This window comes from Nonomuraea sp. NPDC059023 (assembly GCF_042740095.1).
Lineage (GTDB): Bacteria > Actinomycetota > Actinomycetes > Streptosporangiales > Streptosporangiaceae > Nonomuraea.
The window spans coordinates 1-16,432 of sequence record NZ_JBHYIO010000026.1 but is presented as its reverse complement, the minus strand read 5'-3'; the positions used below and the strand labels follow the sequence as shown (position 1 = coordinate 16,432).

Here is a 16,432-nt window from a genome sequence, read left to right as displayed (position 1 = left end):
CGATCGTCAGGCCTATCGAGCTCACAGCTCCCGTGGGCTGGCGCAGTTCGGTCATGTCCGCCCGGGCGGATGTTCCCACCTGGGAAATGTTCCCCGCTCCGCCGCATCTGGTAATCCTCGACGGAGCCTCGGCTACGAGCCGCTGGCTCCCTGAGTGCACCGCCCCCCTAGTCATCTCGATTTTGGAGCGTACGGAGCCAGGTGTGGACGCAGCATTGTCGACACTGATGCAGGAGCGTGCGTACGCCTCGCCTATCGGCAACCATGAACTCGGCTGGAACCCGCCCTCAGGCTGCGAGGTCCTGGCATTCAGGAGGGCGGTGTGAGTCGCATCGCCGTCGCTGATCGCTACTATCGCAGCAGTGAGTCAGCCCCCCAGCGTGTGCATGTCGATGACGCTGGCGCTCACCGCTTCTCCCGTGAAGTCCGATCTCTGCTCAAGGCACTCCAGGACGAACCCGACTCGCCAGCTTGGGACTCCCTGTCACGTCTCGCCAACGCGACCAGATGGCGCGGGCTGTACGACCCCGTACCTTTCACCAGTTCAACATCGACCACCGCTCCCCTGCTCAGGGAGCTCATGGGCACTGCCGAGGCCTTGCGCGGTGGCTCACCTGCCCACCTGCTACCGCTGATCAACGCCTTGGGTGCGGCAGCGGAAGCATACGAATCCGGAGGCAATGAGCCGTTTGCGTCTACAGTGATGAGCACGCTGGAAGAGATGAATACCCACAGTGCCTACCTGATCGCCCGGAACCGGCGCACTGCCCTCGCGATCGCATCCTGGCTCCGAGACTGGGGCGACTGGGTACCGCCGGTCCTGATGCCTGGTGAGTATGCCCGCCACGAACCATTCCATCTCGCCATAGTCTGCGGACCGAGTTTCGCCTTCCCTGCGCAACTACTCACCACACCGCGAGCCATGGCGGTCCGAGTTGTTCACCATCACTGGGTTCGCGACGAAGAGAAGATCCCAGGACTTTTCGGCCAGTTCGCCGCGATATCACTAACAACGCGGGTTCAAGAGCCTGTACGCCCGGCCGTGAGCTGGCAACCGTGGAGCGGAACGCCTGCCGCCGATCTTCAGGTCACGCCCGACTGGGAAGCCGTTCTGGCCTCCGCCCCTCGGACTGCGGTCACGGATACTGAGAAGGTGCCCGCCCGCCTGGCCGTACTCAGCGGAAATCACGCGATCTGGCTTCCGAGTGACGGGGAACGCATCCGAGGCTTGGATCCCACCGCACCCTTGGGCGAACGAGTGATCTCCCTGCCAATGTCCTCCGTGACTCAAGGCACGATTCTCATCCTCCGCGCGGGGGTTAGCGAAGCCGCAACCACTCGCGGAGTCGCCTACGAGCTATTCGGCAAGACCAAGAGCGCTGAGGTTAGGCGCCTGCAGGAAGACTGGAAGAGCCGGCTTCGGCTGTTACTGGACGATCAAGGACCTACGGCGGTAGCGCGGCGGCTCGCAGGGTTCGGAGTCAAGGTTCACAACATCGCGCACTGGGCCCAGGAGGATCTCATCCAGCCGCGAAAGGTTGAGGACTTCAAGATCCTTCTGCGCATGCTCGGGATCGGGGACGCCACGCCGTACATCGAGGCAGGCCAGATGCTGCGCCGAGCCGTTGTCTCGGCCGGGCACCGCCTCATGGACGCGCTGGAGAGCAAAGCGAACAGCTGTGATCTCCATCAGTTAGAAATCGGCGGTGTGATCGAACTCCACTTGGACGACGTTCCCGGCGCCGCCCCTATGACGGCCTGCCAGGTGCTGGCACTTCGGGAAGAAACAACCGCTGTCGCCCTCCACGATTGCCGTCGGCCTTTCGCGACACGAGGAGTGGAATGGCTCGAATGATCCCCCCGGTAATTGACCGAGGCGCGCCGCCCGGTGAACGGCGCCTCTTCGAGCGACTCCGGAGTGATCCTGGGACGGCCGGCTGGATCGTGCTGCATTCACTGCACATCGCCCAGCACCGTAGGCAGGTGGAGGGCGAGGCCGATTTCGTCATAATCGTTCCCCGTCTGGGAGTCTTGTGCGTGGAGGTCAAGTCTCATCGCACCGTCAGCCGGGACAGCTCGGGGACATGGCACCTGGGAGTTCAGCAACCGACCAGCCGCAGCCCGTTCACGCAAGCTGCCGAGGCCATGCATAGCCTGCGGGCATTCCTTGGAAGGAGCAGGCGCGATCTTACCCACATTCCGTTCTGGTCAGCGGTCTGGTTCACAAACGCGAACGCGACAGCCGTGCCACCCTCGCCCGAATGGCACCCTTGGCAACTTCTTGATCGGGGCGGTTTTGTTCGCCATCCTGTCTCCCGATCGCTAACCGCTGTCCTGGTCCAGGCACGTCGCCACCTGTCGGCCACCCGACCCAGCTTCGACGCCGCACGGAGCGAACCTGCAGAAGCGCAGTGCGAGGAACTTGCGGCAATGCTGCGCCCGCGCTTCGAGCTGGCGATTTCGCCGACTGACGTACGGCGCCTGCGTGATGACGATCGGCTGACGTTTCTGCAGGAACAGTACGAGGCCCTTGACCTCATCGAGTCCGAGCCACGAGTGCTGTTCGCCGGTGCAGCTGGGACAGGCAAGACTTTCCTAGCGCTGGAAGCTGCTAGGCGAGCCAGCCTCCAGGGGCAGTCGGCCAGGGTCCTCTGCTTCAATCAGCTGCTGGGTAAATGGATGGCCGACCAGCTTGAAGATTTCCCGGGCGTCACTGCGAGCACCCTTCATCGTGCGATGCTGGACCTGGCCCAAGCCGAGGTGCCGGGGGAGAATCCGGATGCTGACTGGTGGCAGAAGGAACTGCCCGACCTCGCGCTTGAAGCGCTGTTCGAGCGATCCGATCCTGTTGATGTCCTGATCGTCGACGAGGCCCAAGACCTCTGCGTCCCCGGATATCTGGACGCACTCGACCTGATGGTCAACGGTGGTCTGGCAGCCGGGCGATGGCTCATGTTCGGGGATTTCCAGCGGCAGGCGATCTATGGCCAAGGTGACGGTCGCGCGGAGCTGGCCTCGCGTGCTCCGTCATTCTTCCAGCCGGTCCTGCATCACAACTGCCGCAACACCCCCCGCATCGGCCAGGCTGCAGCTCAGCTAACCGGCCTAGGGAACGTCTACCGTAAGTTCCGGCGTCCTGACGACGGTATTGACGTCGAGTATTACAAGTATGGCTCGCCTCCTGAACAAGAGACCAAGCTCGCCCAGGCGCTTGATTCACTACGCAAGGATCATTACCCGCCCGAGCAGATTGTTGTGCTCTCAGCCCGCTCTCGAGGTGCCGCCTACATAAGCACCTCGTTGGCCCTTCGCCAGCGGCTGAGTCCTTACGCCTCGGCCAAGACTGGCAAGATCGGATACTCGACCACCCACGCGTTCAAGGGACTCGACGCGCCGGCCGTCATCGTGACCGATGTGGAGTCTGCGGAGGGGCCAGAAGCGGAGGCTCTGCTGTACGTGGCCCTTAGCAGGGCTTCCGATCGGCTGATCGTGCTCGCCAAGGATCAGGCGATGCGTCAGATGGCGCGCAATCTTGGCAGGGGGTACGTGTGATGGCAGAATTCCTCAGCTCACGAAAGAACGTCCTCGAAGACCTCAAGGCCGAGCTTGTTGGCCCCAAACCGCTCGGAAAACCTCTGGACATCTCGAAGACCATAGCGTTCGCCTCGAAGGAAGAAGCTCGCGGCCCCTGGCGAGATGCCGCCACGAGCGAAGAAATCCTTCATGACTTCAGACCACTTCGCCGGTACGGCACGGCCGTACTCGCTCCAGCAGGCGAGGAGGAAGCGCCAGAGGACTCGCTACCGGAGATCGGCACCCTCTCCGACGAAGTACTCGAACCACTAATCAGCGATCAGCTCGTTGAGAAGCGCCAGTCGGACATATCCAAGATCAAGGATGAGCTGGACGACGATCTGGATCTTTCCTTGGCTAACGCCCGAAAGCAGAGCACCATCGGCATCTCGGTGCGCTGCCACCTCCCCGATGACGCCAAAATCGTCGTAACTGCGTCATTCGGCCGCTACAAGTCCTTCCAGGTTGCCATCGCCGGTGCGGCAGTGGATCCATGGTGGGTCCGTAGCCCCGTCACTGTGTGTGCGGTGTTCAGCGCTAAGAGCCTGGCGCCAACGGGTGTCCGCCGCAAGGTGTATCCCGACGAGGTAACCGTCAAGGGCGCCGACAGCCTGGAAATCGCGGTGCGCGCCTACAGCCGCCACATTGACGGCAATCACCTGATCACCATCACAGTTACCAACCGCTCTTCAGGCCGAGGGGACCAATTCTCACTCTTTCAGGCGGAGTTCGCCGCCGAAGCTAAAGCCGGAGGCATGTTCCTTCCCTACCCTGAGGAGCGTGGCAGCCGCCCCCTGGACGCCGAAGAGCAATCGATTGCACTGCTCTACCGGCACCACCAGACCTTCGCGCTTGGCCATGGCTGCGCGGCGGACTGGGCCCGCGAGCCAGGCGAGTCGACAACCCGGATCGATGCCGTTTGCCTGCCGACCTTCGAAACGCCGAGTGTCACCCCGGTGATCCGCCGCGAGGACCGCACCGCACTCGCTGTCGGTATGAAGGTGCTCGCCGAGCCAGGGCGGCGAGACAAGGCAGCGTCCCAAGTGGAAGAGATCATCCGGCGCTACGAGCAGTGGATCGCAGCCCGTTGGGAAGAGATTCCAGAGCGGCACCGCTCGGCGGCCGAGGCCCATCTTCGCCAATGCGAGGCTGCGCTCCGCCGTATGCGCCGCGGTTGGGAGCTCATCTGCACGGACCCGCAGATCGCCACCGCCTTCCACCTAGCTAACCAGGCGATGGTCGACCAGCAGGCGAGGTCAGGCGTCCCGCCCAGAGAGACCATGCTCGATGAGCAAGGGTTCGTCAGCGTTGATGGTGCTCCCCCTGCGGGTGACCTACCACCGGGACGCGGAGATTGGCGGCCCTTCCAGATCGCCTTCTTCCTTGCCGTTGTCGAGTCGATCGCTAACCCCCACAGCGACGACCGGGACAATGTTGAGCTGATCTTCTTCCCTACAGGAGGCGGCAAGACTGAGGCCTACCTGGCCGTAGCGGCCTTCGCGATGTTCTTGAGAAGGCTGAGAGATCCTGGTGACGTCGGCACCGAAGTCATCATGCGCTACACGCTCCGGCTTCTGACCGCTCAGCAGTTCCTCCGGGCAGCAGCTTTGATCTGCGCTATGGAACAACTCCGCGCCGGCCGGAGCGATCTGGGGAACGAGCCTTACACCATCGGCATCTGGCTGGGCGGTGCGACGACGCCGAACAAGCGTGAGAAGGCCGTAGAGGCGTGGAAGGACATGGCCAAGGAGCCGGCCCACGCCGCCAACAAGTTCTTGTTGCTGCGCTGTCCATGGTGCTCAGCGAAGCTCGGCCCAACTGCCGAGCAGATGAAAGCGCGAGGCAGACGGATCAGGCATTCGATAATCCCTGGATACCGCTACTACCGAAACCCAGATCGAATCCTACTGGAATGCCCCGATTACCGATGCCCCTTCCACCAGGGATTGCCGCTTCTCGTCGTCGACGACGATATCTACGAAAAGCCGCCCTCGATGGTGATCGGCACGGTTGACAAGTTCGCCATGATTCCATGGAGGCCTCTATCCCGGGCGCTCTTCGGGCGAGACCAGTCGGGACAGCAGGTCACCTCGCCGCCGGGCTTGATCATCCAGGACGAGTTCCACCTGATCTCCGGCCCGCTCGGCTCAATGGTGGGCATGTACGAGGGGGTTATCGAAGAACTCTGCACCGATCGGCGCGGAGCATCGCCTGCCAAGCCTAAGATCATCGCTTCCACTGCCACCATCCGCCGCTATGGGGAACAGGCGAAGGCGGTGTACGGCCGAGATCGGGTGGCTCTCTTCCCGCCATCCGGCCTAACCGCGGAGGACTCCTTCTTCGCCGTATGGGCGCGGGACGAGGAGACCAAGCAACTATTTCCGGGCCGGCTCTATGTCGGTGTCCACTCACCGGGTTTGGGCTCGATCCAGAGTGTTCAGGTCCGGACAGCCGCCGCGCTCCTCCAGTCCGCCGGATCCCTGCCCGACGAGCAGAAGGATCCGTGGTGGACGTCTCTATGGTTCTTCAACAGTCTCCGCGAGCTGGGAAACACCTTGTCCCTCATCCAGGCGGACATCCCTGACTACCTTGTCGGCATCCGGCGCCGCGAGGGCGTCGAGCAGACGCGGTTCCCGCGGACCACCATGGAGCTCACCAGCCGCCGCCGGAACGACGAAATCCCACGTGCGATCGACGACCTGGCCGCTGACTTCGCCACCGGGAAGGCCATCGACATCTGCCTGGCATCCAACATCATCGAAGTTGGCGTCGACATCGACCGGCTCTCCCTCATGGCCGTCGTCGGACAGCCCAAGACCACCTCTCAGTACATCCAAGTCACCGGCCGTGTCGGTCGCCGATGGCAGGAACGTCCCGGTCTGGTGGTCACCCTGTACGGCGCCGCCAAACCACGCGACCGCTCCCACTACGAACGTTTCCGTAGCTACCACGAGCGTCTCTACGCCCAAGTAGAGCCGACCAGTGTCACGCCCTTTGCACGCCCGGTTCTCCGGCGAGCGCTTCGCGGAGCCCTGGTCGCACACGTCCGGATGACAGGATCCCTGGATCTGCCACCGTGGCCGCTCCCTCACGACGAGGCTGATGCCGCGGCGGACATTTTGCTTGCCCGGGCTGAGCTCGTCGATCCGGAGGAAATCGACGCCGTCGAACGCGAGGTTTCTCAGGCACTCCAGGAGTGGGACGACTGGGACCGGGCGGAATGGGAGGCAAACCCCGTGACAGGCGACCCTCTAAACGGACTGATGCGGTATGCCGGGACGGCTGAGAGTAATGGTAAGCCCACCTGGCCTGTGCCCGCTTCCATGCGCAACGTGGATGCAGAGTGCCGTGCCGCGATCACAGACGCCTTCAACACCTCTGGGGGGATTTCGTGACCAGCGGCAACATTCGCAGAGCTCAGCTCATCTCCCCATTCGGCGTGGGCGCGATGACGGTGATGGTCGATGGCAGCTCCGTCATCACCGCCGGGCTCGACCACTGGTTCGAAGGCGAGGACGTTGAGGCAAGTGAATTCCGAATCGACGAGTGGCGGCTACAGAAGCGATTGCGGGTCAGCCACTTCCGTCTGCCACCGGACTACCGGCCCCGCGTCAAGGGGATGCCCAACACCCCCAATCTCCTGCTCACCATCCCCTTCCTCCGATTCCCAAGCTGGAGCTTCTGCCCGTACTGCAAGCGGCTGGAGCAGCAGCCACTCGCCTATCACGGAAAGGCTCGCTGCCCTGACAAGCAGCACCAGGCGGTCGGCAAGCCTGCGGGTAAGGGACCTGCGATGTCCCAGGTGCCCTTCGTCGTGATCTGCGAGAAGGGACACGTCGGTGACTTCCCCTGGCGCGAGTGGGTGCATCGCAGCATCCAGCCAACATGCCGCGGGGTCCTCCGGCTCAAGGCCGTGGGTACCGGTTCCCTCTCCGGGCAACTCGTGGTGTGCGAGGGATGCGGCAAGGTCCGCACCTTGGAAGGTGTCACGACAGCGACCAAGGTGGACGGTGAGGCATCAACCATCCTCAGCAGCAAGCTCGACAAAGACGCCGACTACTCCTGCGGTGGGTGGCGCCCGTGGCTCGGCGGAGCGTCCCAGCCATGTGGCCATCCCCTGCGTGGCAGCCTACGTGGCGCGTCCAATGTCTACTTTCCGCTGGTAGAAAGCTCCATCTATCTTCCGCAGAGCGCGAGCACAGTCCCGCCCAAACTCCTGGAGATCCTCAACCGGCCGACCTTTGTGACTGCGATGCAATTCGCGCGAAAGACTGGGGAGGTAACCGTGGAGACCGTCCGCACGATCGACGAGCACGATGTGCTCAAGCCGTACACAGATGCCCAGATCCAACATGCCCTTGATGAGGCATATGGCGGCGAAAAGGCAGAAGAGGTCTATGACCTTGACGAGCTCACCCTGACCGGCTGGCGGCGTCCCGAGTACGCCATGCTCCGCAATGAGATCGATCACCCGAACCTCGTAGTGAGCTCCGCGGGAACGCCGTACGAACACGTCATCACGGAGGCCTTCTCCCGAGTACGGCTGGTGGAGTCCCTGCGAGAGACCCGCGCCCTCTGGGGCTTCACTCGCTTGGCCTCTTCCGGTCTCAAACTCAAGGAAGGCAAGAGCAAGCTCTGGAAGAACCAGCCCGCTCCCGAGCGGGACTGGCTCCCGGCCTACACCGTCTCCGGTGAGGGCATTTACCTTGAACTCGACGAAGAACGCCTACGCGACTGGGAAGGGCGGGATGAGGTCCAGGACAGGGCGAACCGCATCGCGCTGCGTTACTCCGATCTGCCCCCCGATCGCCTGCTCGCACCCAAAGAGATCACCCCACGCTTTTTCCTGATCCACACCGTCGCTCACCTCCTCATCAACCAACTGGTTTTCGAGTGTGGTTACAGCACCGCCTCGCTCCGGGAACGCCTATACGTCTCCAATGAGCACGACGCGCCGATGGCGGGCATGCTGATCTACACAGCTGCCGGAGACGCCGAAGGCACCATGGGCGGCTTGGTCCGGATGGGCAAGCCGCGTTACCTGGAGCGCACCTGGGCAACGGCGCTAGCGAACGCCGAATGGTGCTCGACCGACCCGATCTGCATGGAAGCCGGCGAAGGGGGCCAGGGACCGGATTCCTGCAATCTCGCAGCTTGTCATGCGTGCGCTCTGCTCCCGGAAACAGCCTGCGAGGAGTTCAACCGGTTCCTGGATCGGGGACTGGTCGTCGGCTCCCTGAAGGAGCCGAAGCTTGGGTTCTTCAGCTGAGCAACGTGCCAAGAGGCAACGGGCCTCGGCCGCGATTCATCGGCCTCCGCACCGAGATCAATTGACGCCAAGGTCGCCGGATCGACGCGCAAGCTCGATTGGCGCGCTCCCTCACCAAGGCGCTCAGGCCGACTAGGAAAGGCGATCGTGCTGAGGATTTGCGCGGATCGAGACCGGACGGCCGCGAACTTGGCCGCCCTTATGTACTGGCCCACACCGCGACCAAAGAATTAACATCCTGGAAGCCGAGTCCGAGGAGGTGGGCAGCGAGTTCGAAACGGTCACGCGGACATGGTCAGCCAGGCGTTCTGGTTCGTCTCCAAGGTGTACTGCTTCGCGGGCACGAAGGAGGGGATCGCGCCTCAAGTGGTGACCCCCCCCCAGACCGCATCAGCCTCTTTCTCGAGCATGACAAATTCTCGACCAACCTTTCGACGAGAAGGTCGCCCCAGTTGCCAGGCGGTGGCATCCCTTGTCCCAGGCTGTATCAACGCCCGCTGCGGTCATTGTGGTGTGACGACAACGAGGCCGCGGAAGGCGATCATCTTCGAGGGCGAGCGAGGACAGAGGGGGCCTGTCCTCGCTCGCCGTCGCTCACTCGGCGCAGGGCTCAATAGGTGCCAGGGTGGTAGCGGGCATGGATCTCTGCCCGTACGGCTTCCTCGGGGGTCAGCCAGCGCAGGACTATGTCGTCGAACAGGTCGGCGTCGATGCTTTCGGCTCTGTCGTCGGGTGTGGCGCCGAGACGTTGATAGTGGATCTGAGGGAGGGCCGTGGGGCCGGGGTCGGCGATCTTAGTGATCACGTACAGTGCCGGGCGGTCGTTCTGGGAGTTCAAGGCATGCTCGAACCACATGCCCGGCTGGGGGATCACGCTCTGGGTCACATCCATCATTCTCCGCTGCCGGAGGGCGTTGTGGGAGGGGAACATGCCAGCTCATGGGGTGGAGCGCCAAGTTTCCGCGGGTAACAGTTCTCCCTCAGAGAATCGGACTCATAATCCGTGGGTGGCGAAGATGGCTATCGCGTGATTTGCCGGACTATGAAGAAGGGTTCGAGGAAAGCTCGGGGGGTCATGTCCACGAACGCGGTTTATGAATCGATCTTCGCGTGGTCCTGTTCTGTACGGAAAGTGGTGATTGTCTGCGGAAGGAGATTCTGTCCAGGCGTGTCGCCTGGGATCACTCGCATGTGAGCTTTGGCCACCAGGCCCAGGCCCATGTAGCGACGAGCTTCGGTCTATTCGCCGGTCTGCTGGGCCAGCACTGCGCCACCCAGGCGTGCTGGGCCCGCACCTGGTCGCTGGTGGACTGATCGAAGATAGTGCGCAACAGCGTGGCCACCCGCGGCTGTGCCGGCCCTCAGGACAGTGGTGAGCAGTTGCGCACGTAGTGGGTGCGGCACCGTCTGCCAGGGCGTGCCCAGCAGCGCCGCGCCGGAAGCCCCGGCCAGCCCGCGGTGGGTGTCGAAGATCATCAGCCGCATCCCAGGTAGGCCACGACCGACCAGATCACGCAGGAAGGCTGGCCAGCCAGCATCGTCCTCTTCCGAGGACGGTGTCCAGGCCGAGGGTCTCCCGCTGGTCGTTGGCGTTCACGGCAGTGGCGACCAGGGCGTGCACCTTGATCGTGCGGCAGCCCTTGCGCACCTTCTGCGTGAGCGCGTCCAGCCAGACGAAGGCGCAGGGGCCGACGATCGACTCAGACACCGCATGCGACTTTCCGGGGCAGTCTTTCGGGGTCCGGGACTGCGGCGTGTGGCGGGCGTCTCTGGGAGCGCCTCGCCAGGTGCTCGGTAGAGCGCCTGGCGAGGGCTACTTCTGGTTGCGGCAACCGCGGATGGTTGCGCCTGTCCCCCGACTTGGGCGCTGCCTCGCATGACAGAGACTACTCTCTGTATAAATTTCGTCGCAACCGGTTATGGAAATCTCCACCTGGCCATGGCCAATTAAGCGGCCAATCGGCGGGGGTTGGAGAGGGGGTTGTGCAGGTAGCGTGCTGGCTATGGAGATAAAGACGGTTAATCCGGAACGTGGGGTTTACTCGGCCACTGGGGACTATGTACATGCGGTCGAGGTTCGTGGGGCTGAGCGGTTGTTATTTGTGGCGGGGACGATGGGGTTGGATGCCGATGGGCAGCCCGGGGCCACATTGGAGGAGCAGCTGGGGCTTATATGGGCGAATATTCGGGCTATTCTCGCCAGCGCCGGTATGACGGTGGACAACATCGTTCGGCTCACCAGTTATCTGCGCGATCCGGCCTATGCGGCGGCGAATGCGGCGGCTCGGGTGGCGGCGCTCCATGGGCGGGCTGTGCCGACGACGGCGATCGTCGCGCAGACGCTGGTCGACGAATGGCTGGTGGAGATCGAGGTTGTCGCGGCGGGTTGACGCTCCGGGCGTCGTCGTGGCGGGTTGACGCTGGGCGTCGTCGTGGGGGTTGCGGCCGGGCGCTACTTCGGTGAGTTGGTGAGGCCTTCGGTGTAGGCGACGGTGAACTTGGGGCCCAGCGTTGCGCGTAGGCGTGCCGTGATGCGGTCGACGTCGAAACGCTCGCCCTCCGGCAAGGGTGCGTCGACGGACAGGCGCAGGGCGGCTGCCTGGCCGAGGAGGTAGGCGCCGTCCGTCTCTGAGGTGGCGGTACCGGCCAGGCCCTCCAGGGCGAGGGCTATGGCTCGGGGGTCGCCTACGGCTCGGGCTCGGGTCAGGCTTTGCTGGTGGCGGGCTTCGGCGGCCGAGTACGAGCCGCGCATCTCTTCGATGAAACCCAGTTCGGCGAAGATCAGGGCCAATGCGGCGTCGGAGTCCAGGGCGTGGTCCCAGTCGATCCAGGCCAGCAGGTGCGCCTCCGCCTCATCCAGGCGGCCCTGGCGGCGGGCGCTCAGGGCCAGGCCCAGGGCGGCGAACTCCTCCCCCACCGTGTAGCCCTGTTCGGCGGACAGTGCCATGGCTCGCGTGTGGAGCGAGTCGGCCTGGTCGAAGGCTCCGGCCAGGAGGGCTAGACGTCCCAGCTGGGACATTTTGTCGGCTACCTCGGTCCATAGGCCGAGTTCTTCGGACATGCGGAGGCCATCGCGGTGTACGCGGGCCGACTCGGCGTAGTCGCCCACGATTTCGGCGTGCCAGGCGACGGCGAACCCGGCGTGGGACTGGCCCCAGCGGTCACCCAGCTGGGCGAACAGGTCCAGGCTTTCCCTGCCGTAGGCTCGGGCACGGTCCAGGTCGCTGCGTAGCAACGCCTGGCGGGCCTGGACTGAGCGGGCGAAAGCCGTACCCCATTCGTCGCCAATCGCGGCGAAGGAGGTCAAGGCGCGGTCGGCGAGTTCTTCTGCGGGCTCCGAGTCGCCGATGCCCAGCTGGGCGGAGGCCAGGAAGGCCTGAGCTCGCGCCAGGCCGGTGAGCGCGGCGACGTCGGCGGTGGGGGCCGCGACGGGGACCGAGGTGATCGCCTCGCCGGTACGCAGGGTGAAGGCGGCCAGCCATGTACGCGTGATGTCGCCCGGGGCAGTGATCTGGGCCAGCCATCTGCGGCCCTCGCCGAGCCGTCCGCGCAGGACCCAGTACCAGGCGAGCGCGTTGACCAGCCGTTCGGAGCTCCCGCTGTCGTCCGCGGTCAGCGCGGCGCGGAAGTTGGCGGCTTCGGCGTCCAGTCGCAGCAACCATTTGCGCTGCTCGGGCCCACGCAGGTACGGCTCGGCGCGCTCGGCCAGCGCGAGGTAGTGGTCCCGGTGCCGCAGCCGCATCTCCTCGCTCTCCCCGGCCTCCAGCAGCCGCTCCTGGCAGTAGGCGGCGACCGACTCCAGCAGCCGGTATCGGGGCCCGTCGCCGACCACGACCAGCGACCGGTCCACCAGCCGGGGCAGGACGTCCAGCGCGTCGTCGCCGCAGACAGCCTCGGCCGCCTCCAAAGTGCACCCGTCAGCGTGTACGGCCAGCCGCCGCAACACCAGCCGCTCGGCAGGCCCGAGCAGCTCCCAGCTCCAGTCGATCATTGCCCGGAGCGTCCGCTGCCGGGCGGGCACGTCGTTCCGGGAGCCCCCCAGCACCCGGAACCGGTCGTCGAGCCGCGCGGCCAGCTCCCGGACACCGAGTGCCCGGACGCGGGTGGCCGCCAGCTCCAGCGCCAGCGGAATCCCGTCGAGTCGCCGGCAGATGGCCGCCACGGCGTCGGGATCGAGCTCCACACCGGGCGCGGCGTCCGCGACCCGGGCGGCGAACAGGCGCTCCGCGTCCTTCTGGGCCAGCGTGGGCACGCTCCACACCTGCTCGCCCGCGACACCGAGCGGCTCCTGGCTGGTGGCGAGGATGCGTAGCTCGGGCGCGGTCCGCAGCAGGAGCGCGGCGAGCCGGGCGACAGGCTCGGTCACGTGCTCGCAGTTGTCCAGCACGAGCAGCATCCTCTTGCCGCGCAGCGCCTCGGCCAGCCGCCCGGCCAGGTCCGGCCCCTCGTCACGGACGCCGAGGGACGCCGCGACAACCTCGGCCACCTCAGTCGCCCCGGCCACCGAGGCGGCCGAAGAGACCCCGGAGCCGGCCGAGGTGGCCGAAGAGACGCCGGAGCCGGCCGAGGTGGCCGAAGAGACGCCGGAGCCGGCCGAGGTGGCCGAAGAGGCCCCGGAGACGGCCGAGGTGGCTGCGGTCAGTTCGACGAGCCAGACCCCGTCCGGCTCGGAGGAGGTCAACCGGCCCGCCGTCTCCATCGCCAGCCGCGTCTTCCCCACACCGCCCGGTCCAGTCAGCGTCACCAGCCTGGCCTCGCCCAGCAGCCCGACGACGGCGGACACCGCGTCGTCGCGGCCGACGAGGTCGGTCAGGGCGACGGGCAGGTTCGTACGGCGGGCCTCCCGCACCGGCGCGTCCAGCGAGGGATCCTGCCGCAGGATGGCCTGGTGCAGCCCGGCCAGCTCAGGCCCGGGCTCCAGCCCGAGATCCTCGTCAAGCCGAGCCCGAAGCGCGCCGTAACTGTCCAGCGCCTCCTTCTGCCGCCCGGACCGGTAGAGGGCCCGCATGTGGGAAGCGCGCAGCCGTTCCCGGAGAGGGTGCCGGCCGACCAGGTCACCGAGTTCGTCGGCGAGCAGGGCGTGCTCGCCCAGTTCGAGCCGCGTCTCGGCGTGGTCTTCCAGCGCGGTCAGCCGCAGTTCCTCCAGGCGGGCGATCTCGGGCCTGGCGAACTCCTCGTCGGCGAAGTCGATCAGCGCGGGCCCGCGCCACAGTGCCAGCGCGTCGGCCAGCAACGCCGCCCTGGCCTCGGGCGCGCCGGTGCGGGCTTCGGACAGCAGCGTCTGGAAACGTCCGGTGTCGACGTCGCCGGGCTCCACCTGGAGCCGGTACCCGGAGGCGCCGGACACCACGCTCTCCTTGCCGACGATCCTGCGGAGCTGGGAGACGCGGGTCTGCAGGGCGCCGGCGGGGTTGGCGGGCAGCGCGCCGCTCCAGAGCGAGTCGATGAGGCGGTCGGCGGGCACCACCTTCCCCGGGTCGATGAGCAGGTGGGCCAGCAGGGCGCGGACCTTCACCTCAGGCACTCTGACCTGCGCACCTTCCGGTCCCCACACCGCGAGCGGACCAAGTACCCCGAAACGCATGAGCCTCACGGTAGTGGAGCTGGAGAAAACCTGGAGCGCCCGCAGGCACAGTCCAGGACATGAACGACGGACACCCGCGGCTGGCGGTGGTCACAGGCTCTGACCACTCGGCGGCCATGTTGATCGCTGAGCGAGCCTGTGCGCGCCACGGCCTGGAGGTCGACGTGATCGATCTCGAGGCCGCGTGCCTGCCGGATCCGGCGCCCGGCCGGGCGTTGGTGCCGCCGGCCGTACACGATCTGATGCCTTGGCTCGCCGCGGCGGAGGGATTCGTGGTGGTCGCGGTACGGACCTGGTCGTTGCGCAAGGCGGTGTTCTGGTGCGCCGAGGCGTGGCGGGGCAAGCCGGTCGCGCTCGTGAGCGACCCGGCGCTGCTGATCCCGTCGGCCGTCGATCGCATGCTCCTCAGACTTCTCAGACAGGAATTCTCATGAACAAGGCTGGACCCCGGCAGTGGTTCGGGCTCTCGATACTTCTGCTGCCCACCGTGCTGCTCTTCCTGGCGATGACGGTGCTCTTCCTGGCCACGCCGCAGATCGCGGCGGACCTGGACCCGAGCGGCGCGCAGCTGTTGTGGATCAATGACATCTATGGCTTCATGATGGCGGGCCTGCTCGTGGCGATGGGCACCGTGGGCGACCGGATAGGACGCAGGAAGGTGCTGTTGTTCGGCGCCGCGGCCTTCGGCGTGGCCTCGTTGCTGGCGGCGCTGGCGCCTAATGCGGAGCTGCTGATCGCGGCCCGCGCGGTGATGGGCGTGGGCGCGGCGGCGGTGATGCCGTCGACGTTGTCGCTGATCAGCAACATGTTCAAGGACGACAGGCAGCGCGGCACCGCCATCGGGCTGTGGGCGGCCTCGATCTCCGTCGGCGTGGCGATCGGCCCGCTGGTGGGCGGGTTGCTGCTGGAGGCGTTCTGGTGGGGCGCGGCCCTGCTGGCGGGCGTGCCGGTGATGGTGCTCGTGCTGGTGGGCGCGCCGTTCCTGATCCCCGAGTACCGCGCGCCGAAGAGCGGCGGGCTGGACCCGCTGAGCGTGCTGCTGTCGATGGCGACGCTGCTGCCGATCGTGTACGGGGTGAAGGAGCTGGCCAAGGCGGGTCCCGGCGTGATCTCGCTGGGCACGCTCGCGGTCGGCCTGCTGTTCGGCGTGATCTTCGTCCGCAGGCAGCTGCGGCTGGAGAACCCGCTCCTGGACGTGCGGCTGTTCGCCGACAAGGTGTTCAGCGGCGCCCTGAGCGTGTTCATGCTGAGCGCGGTCGCGCTGGGCGGCGTGTACCTGCTGTTCACGCAGTACCTGCAGCTCGTGGCGGGGCTCTCGCCGCTGGAGGCGGGTCTGTGGATCCTTCCCGCGGCGCTCGCGCTGGTGGCCGTCTCGACGTTGTCGCCGGTCATCGCCCGCCGGGTACGGCCGGCGTACGTGATCAGCGGCGGCGCGTTCCTCTCGGTGATCGGCTACCTGCTGATGACCCAGGTCGGCAGCGTCGCCGGTCTGCCGATGCTGCTCACCGGCTTCTTCGTGCTCTACCCGGGCATCGCCCCGGCGATGGCGCTGAACACCGCTCTGGTGATCGGCTCGGCGCCGCCGGAGAAGGCCGGGGCCGCCTCCGCGGTGAACACCACCGCCAGCGACCTGGGCACCTCTCTGGGCGTCGCGGTCCTCGGCAGCGTGGGCACGGCCGTCTACCGTGCGGCGATGCCCGCAGGCGCCCCAGACACGCTCTCAGGGGCGCTGACGGCGGCCGAGAGCCTGCCGGGCCAGACCGGCGAGGCCTTGGTGGCGGCGGCGCGGGCCGCCTACACCGACGGGCTCAACGTGGCGGGCGGCATCGCGGCCGCTTTGGTGGCCGTGGCGATCGTCCTGTCGCTGACGATGCTCAGGAAGGTCCCGGCCACGAACGCCCCGGCCGCCGCCGAGCCCGCGCCCGCCGAGCGCGAGGAGGCACTGGCATCCTCGGGATCACCCGCCTTCCCGTGGCGGTCGTCTGAGAGACGGTAGAGCGCGCGAG

At 66.0% G+C, this 16,432-nt stretch carries 11 protein-coding genes; 7 read left to right on the top strand and 4 right to left on the bottom strand.

The features are described 5' to 3' along the window. The first annotated feature begins 322 nt into the window (after positions 1–322). Genes ACFWYW_RS36335 through drmB form a run of 4 tightly spaced genes read left to right on the top strand, consistent with a single transcriptional unit; the run spans position 323 to position 8,842 of the window. A complete protein-coding gene (locus ACFWYW_RS36335) occupies positions 323–1,855 on the top strand; it encodes a hypothetical protein (RefSeq protein WP_379611294.1) in 1,533 nt (510 codons plus the stop codon). Then, positions 1,843–3,552 (top strand): NERD domain-containing protein, encoded by a 1,710-nt coding sequence (locus ACFWYW_RS36330; protein WP_379611293.1) that lies wholly within the window; start codon positions 1,843–1,845, stop codon positions 3,550–3,552. The genes ACFWYW_RS36335 and ACFWYW_RS36330 overlap by 13 nt, the downstream gene beginning before the upstream one ends. Further along, complete coding sequence (locus tag ACFWYW_RS36325) at positions 3,552–6,968, top strand: helicase-related protein (protein ID WP_379611292.1); 3,417 nt, start codon at positions 3,552–3,554, stop codon at positions 6,966–6,968. Before ACFWYW_RS36330 ends, ACFWYW_RS36325 begins: the two co-directional genes overlap by 1 nt. Continuing rightward, positions 6,965–8,842: a DrmB family protein gene (drmB, locus tag ACFWYW_RS36320; protein WP_379611290.1), complete on the top strand. Its 1,878-nt coding sequence runs from the start codon at positions 6,965–6,967 to the stop codon at positions 8,840–8,842. The genes ACFWYW_RS36325 and drmB overlap by 4 nt, the downstream gene beginning before the upstream one ends. Positions 8,843–9,452: 610 nt before the next feature. On the opposite strand, the gene ACFWYW_RS36315 is transcribed toward drmB, so the two are convergent. The 3 genes from ACFWYW_RS36315 to ACFWYW_RS36305 all read right to left on the bottom strand — a co-directional run bounded on the left by ACFWYW_RS36315 (position 9,453) and on the right by ACFWYW_RS36305 (position 10,550). Continuing rightward, on the bottom strand, positions 9,453–9,737 hold the full coding sequence (locus ACFWYW_RS36315) for a hypothetical protein (RefSeq protein WP_379641180.1): 285 nt from the start codon (positions 9,735–9,737) through the stop codon (positions 9,453–9,455). 344 nt (positions 9,738–10,081) lie between these two features. Continuing rightward, complete coding sequence (locus ACFWYW_RS36310; protein ID WP_379611436.1) at positions 10,082–10,351, bottom strand: hypothetical protein; 270 nt, start codon at positions 10,349–10,351, stop codon at positions 10,082–10,084. Between the two features lies 1 nt (position 10,352). Then, entirely contained in the window at positions 10,353–10,550 is a 198-nt protein-coding gene (locus ACFWYW_RS36305; protein ID WP_379611288.1) for a transposase, read from the bottom strand. A 295-nt stretch (positions 10,551–10,845) separates the two neighbouring features. Here ACFWYW_RS36305 and ACFWYW_RS36300 point away from each other — a divergent pair, with 295 nt between their 5' ends. After that, on the top strand, positions 10,846–11,232 hold the full coding sequence (locus ACFWYW_RS36300) for a RidA family protein (protein WP_379611286.1): 387 nt from the start codon (positions 10,846–10,848) through the stop codon (positions 11,230–11,232). 62 nt (positions 11,233–11,294) lie between these two features. On the opposite strand, the gene ACFWYW_RS36295 is transcribed toward ACFWYW_RS36300, so the two are convergent. Further along, positions 11,295–14,366, bottom strand: coding sequence for a BTAD domain-containing putative transcriptional regulator (locus ACFWYW_RS36295; RefSeq protein WP_379611285.1), 3,072 nt, complete (start codon positions 14,364–14,366; stop codon positions 11,295–11,297). A gap of 119 nt (positions 14,367–14,485) precedes the next feature. Here ACFWYW_RS36295 and ACFWYW_RS36290 point away from each other — a divergent pair, with 119 nt between their 5' ends. Both ACFWYW_RS36290 and ACFWYW_RS36285 read left to right on the top strand, forming a co-directional pair. Then, positions 14,486–14,860 carry an NADPH-dependent FMN reductase gene (locus tag ACFWYW_RS36290; protein WP_379611284.1) on the top strand — a complete coding sequence of 125 codons (375 nt, stop codon included), beginning with the start codon at positions 14,486–14,488 and terminating at the stop codon, positions 14,858–14,860. Then, on the top strand, positions 14,857–16,422 hold the full coding sequence (locus ACFWYW_RS36285) for an MFS transporter (RefSeq protein ID WP_379641178.1): 1,566 nt from the start codon (positions 14,857–14,859) through the stop codon (positions 16,420–16,422). Before ACFWYW_RS36290 ends, ACFWYW_RS36285 begins: the two co-directional genes overlap by 4 nt. Positions 16,423–16,432 lie beyond the last annotated feature (10 nt).

What these genes read in the sequence shown, in the direction of transcription:
- ACFWYW_RS36330 (WP_379611293.1), top strand. Translation starts at nt 1,843, where the DNA reads ATGGCTCGAATGATCCCCCCGGTAATTGACCGAGGCGCGCCGCCCGGT.
- ACFWYW_RS36325 (WP_379611292.1), top strand. Translation starts at nt 3,552, where the DNA reads ATGGCAGAATTCCTCAGCTCACGAAAGAACGTCCTCGAAGACCTCAAG.
- ACFWYW_RS36315 (WP_379641180.1), bottom strand. Translation starts at nt 9,737, where the DNA reads ATGATGGATGTGACCCAGAGCGTGATCCCCCAGCCGGGCATGTGGTTC.
- ACFWYW_RS36300 (WP_379611286.1), top strand. Translation starts at nt 10,846, where the DNA reads ATGGAGATAAAGACGGTTAATCCGGAACGTGGGGTTTACTCGGCCACT.
- ACFWYW_RS36290 (WP_379611284.1), top strand. Translation starts at nt 14,486, where the DNA reads ATGAACGACGGACACCCGCGGCTGGCGGTGGTCACAGGCTCTGACCAC.
- ACFWYW_RS36285 (WP_379641178.1), top strand. Translation starts at nt 14,857, where the DNA reads ATGAACAAGGCTGGACCCCGGCAGTGGTTCGGGCTCTCGATACTTCTG.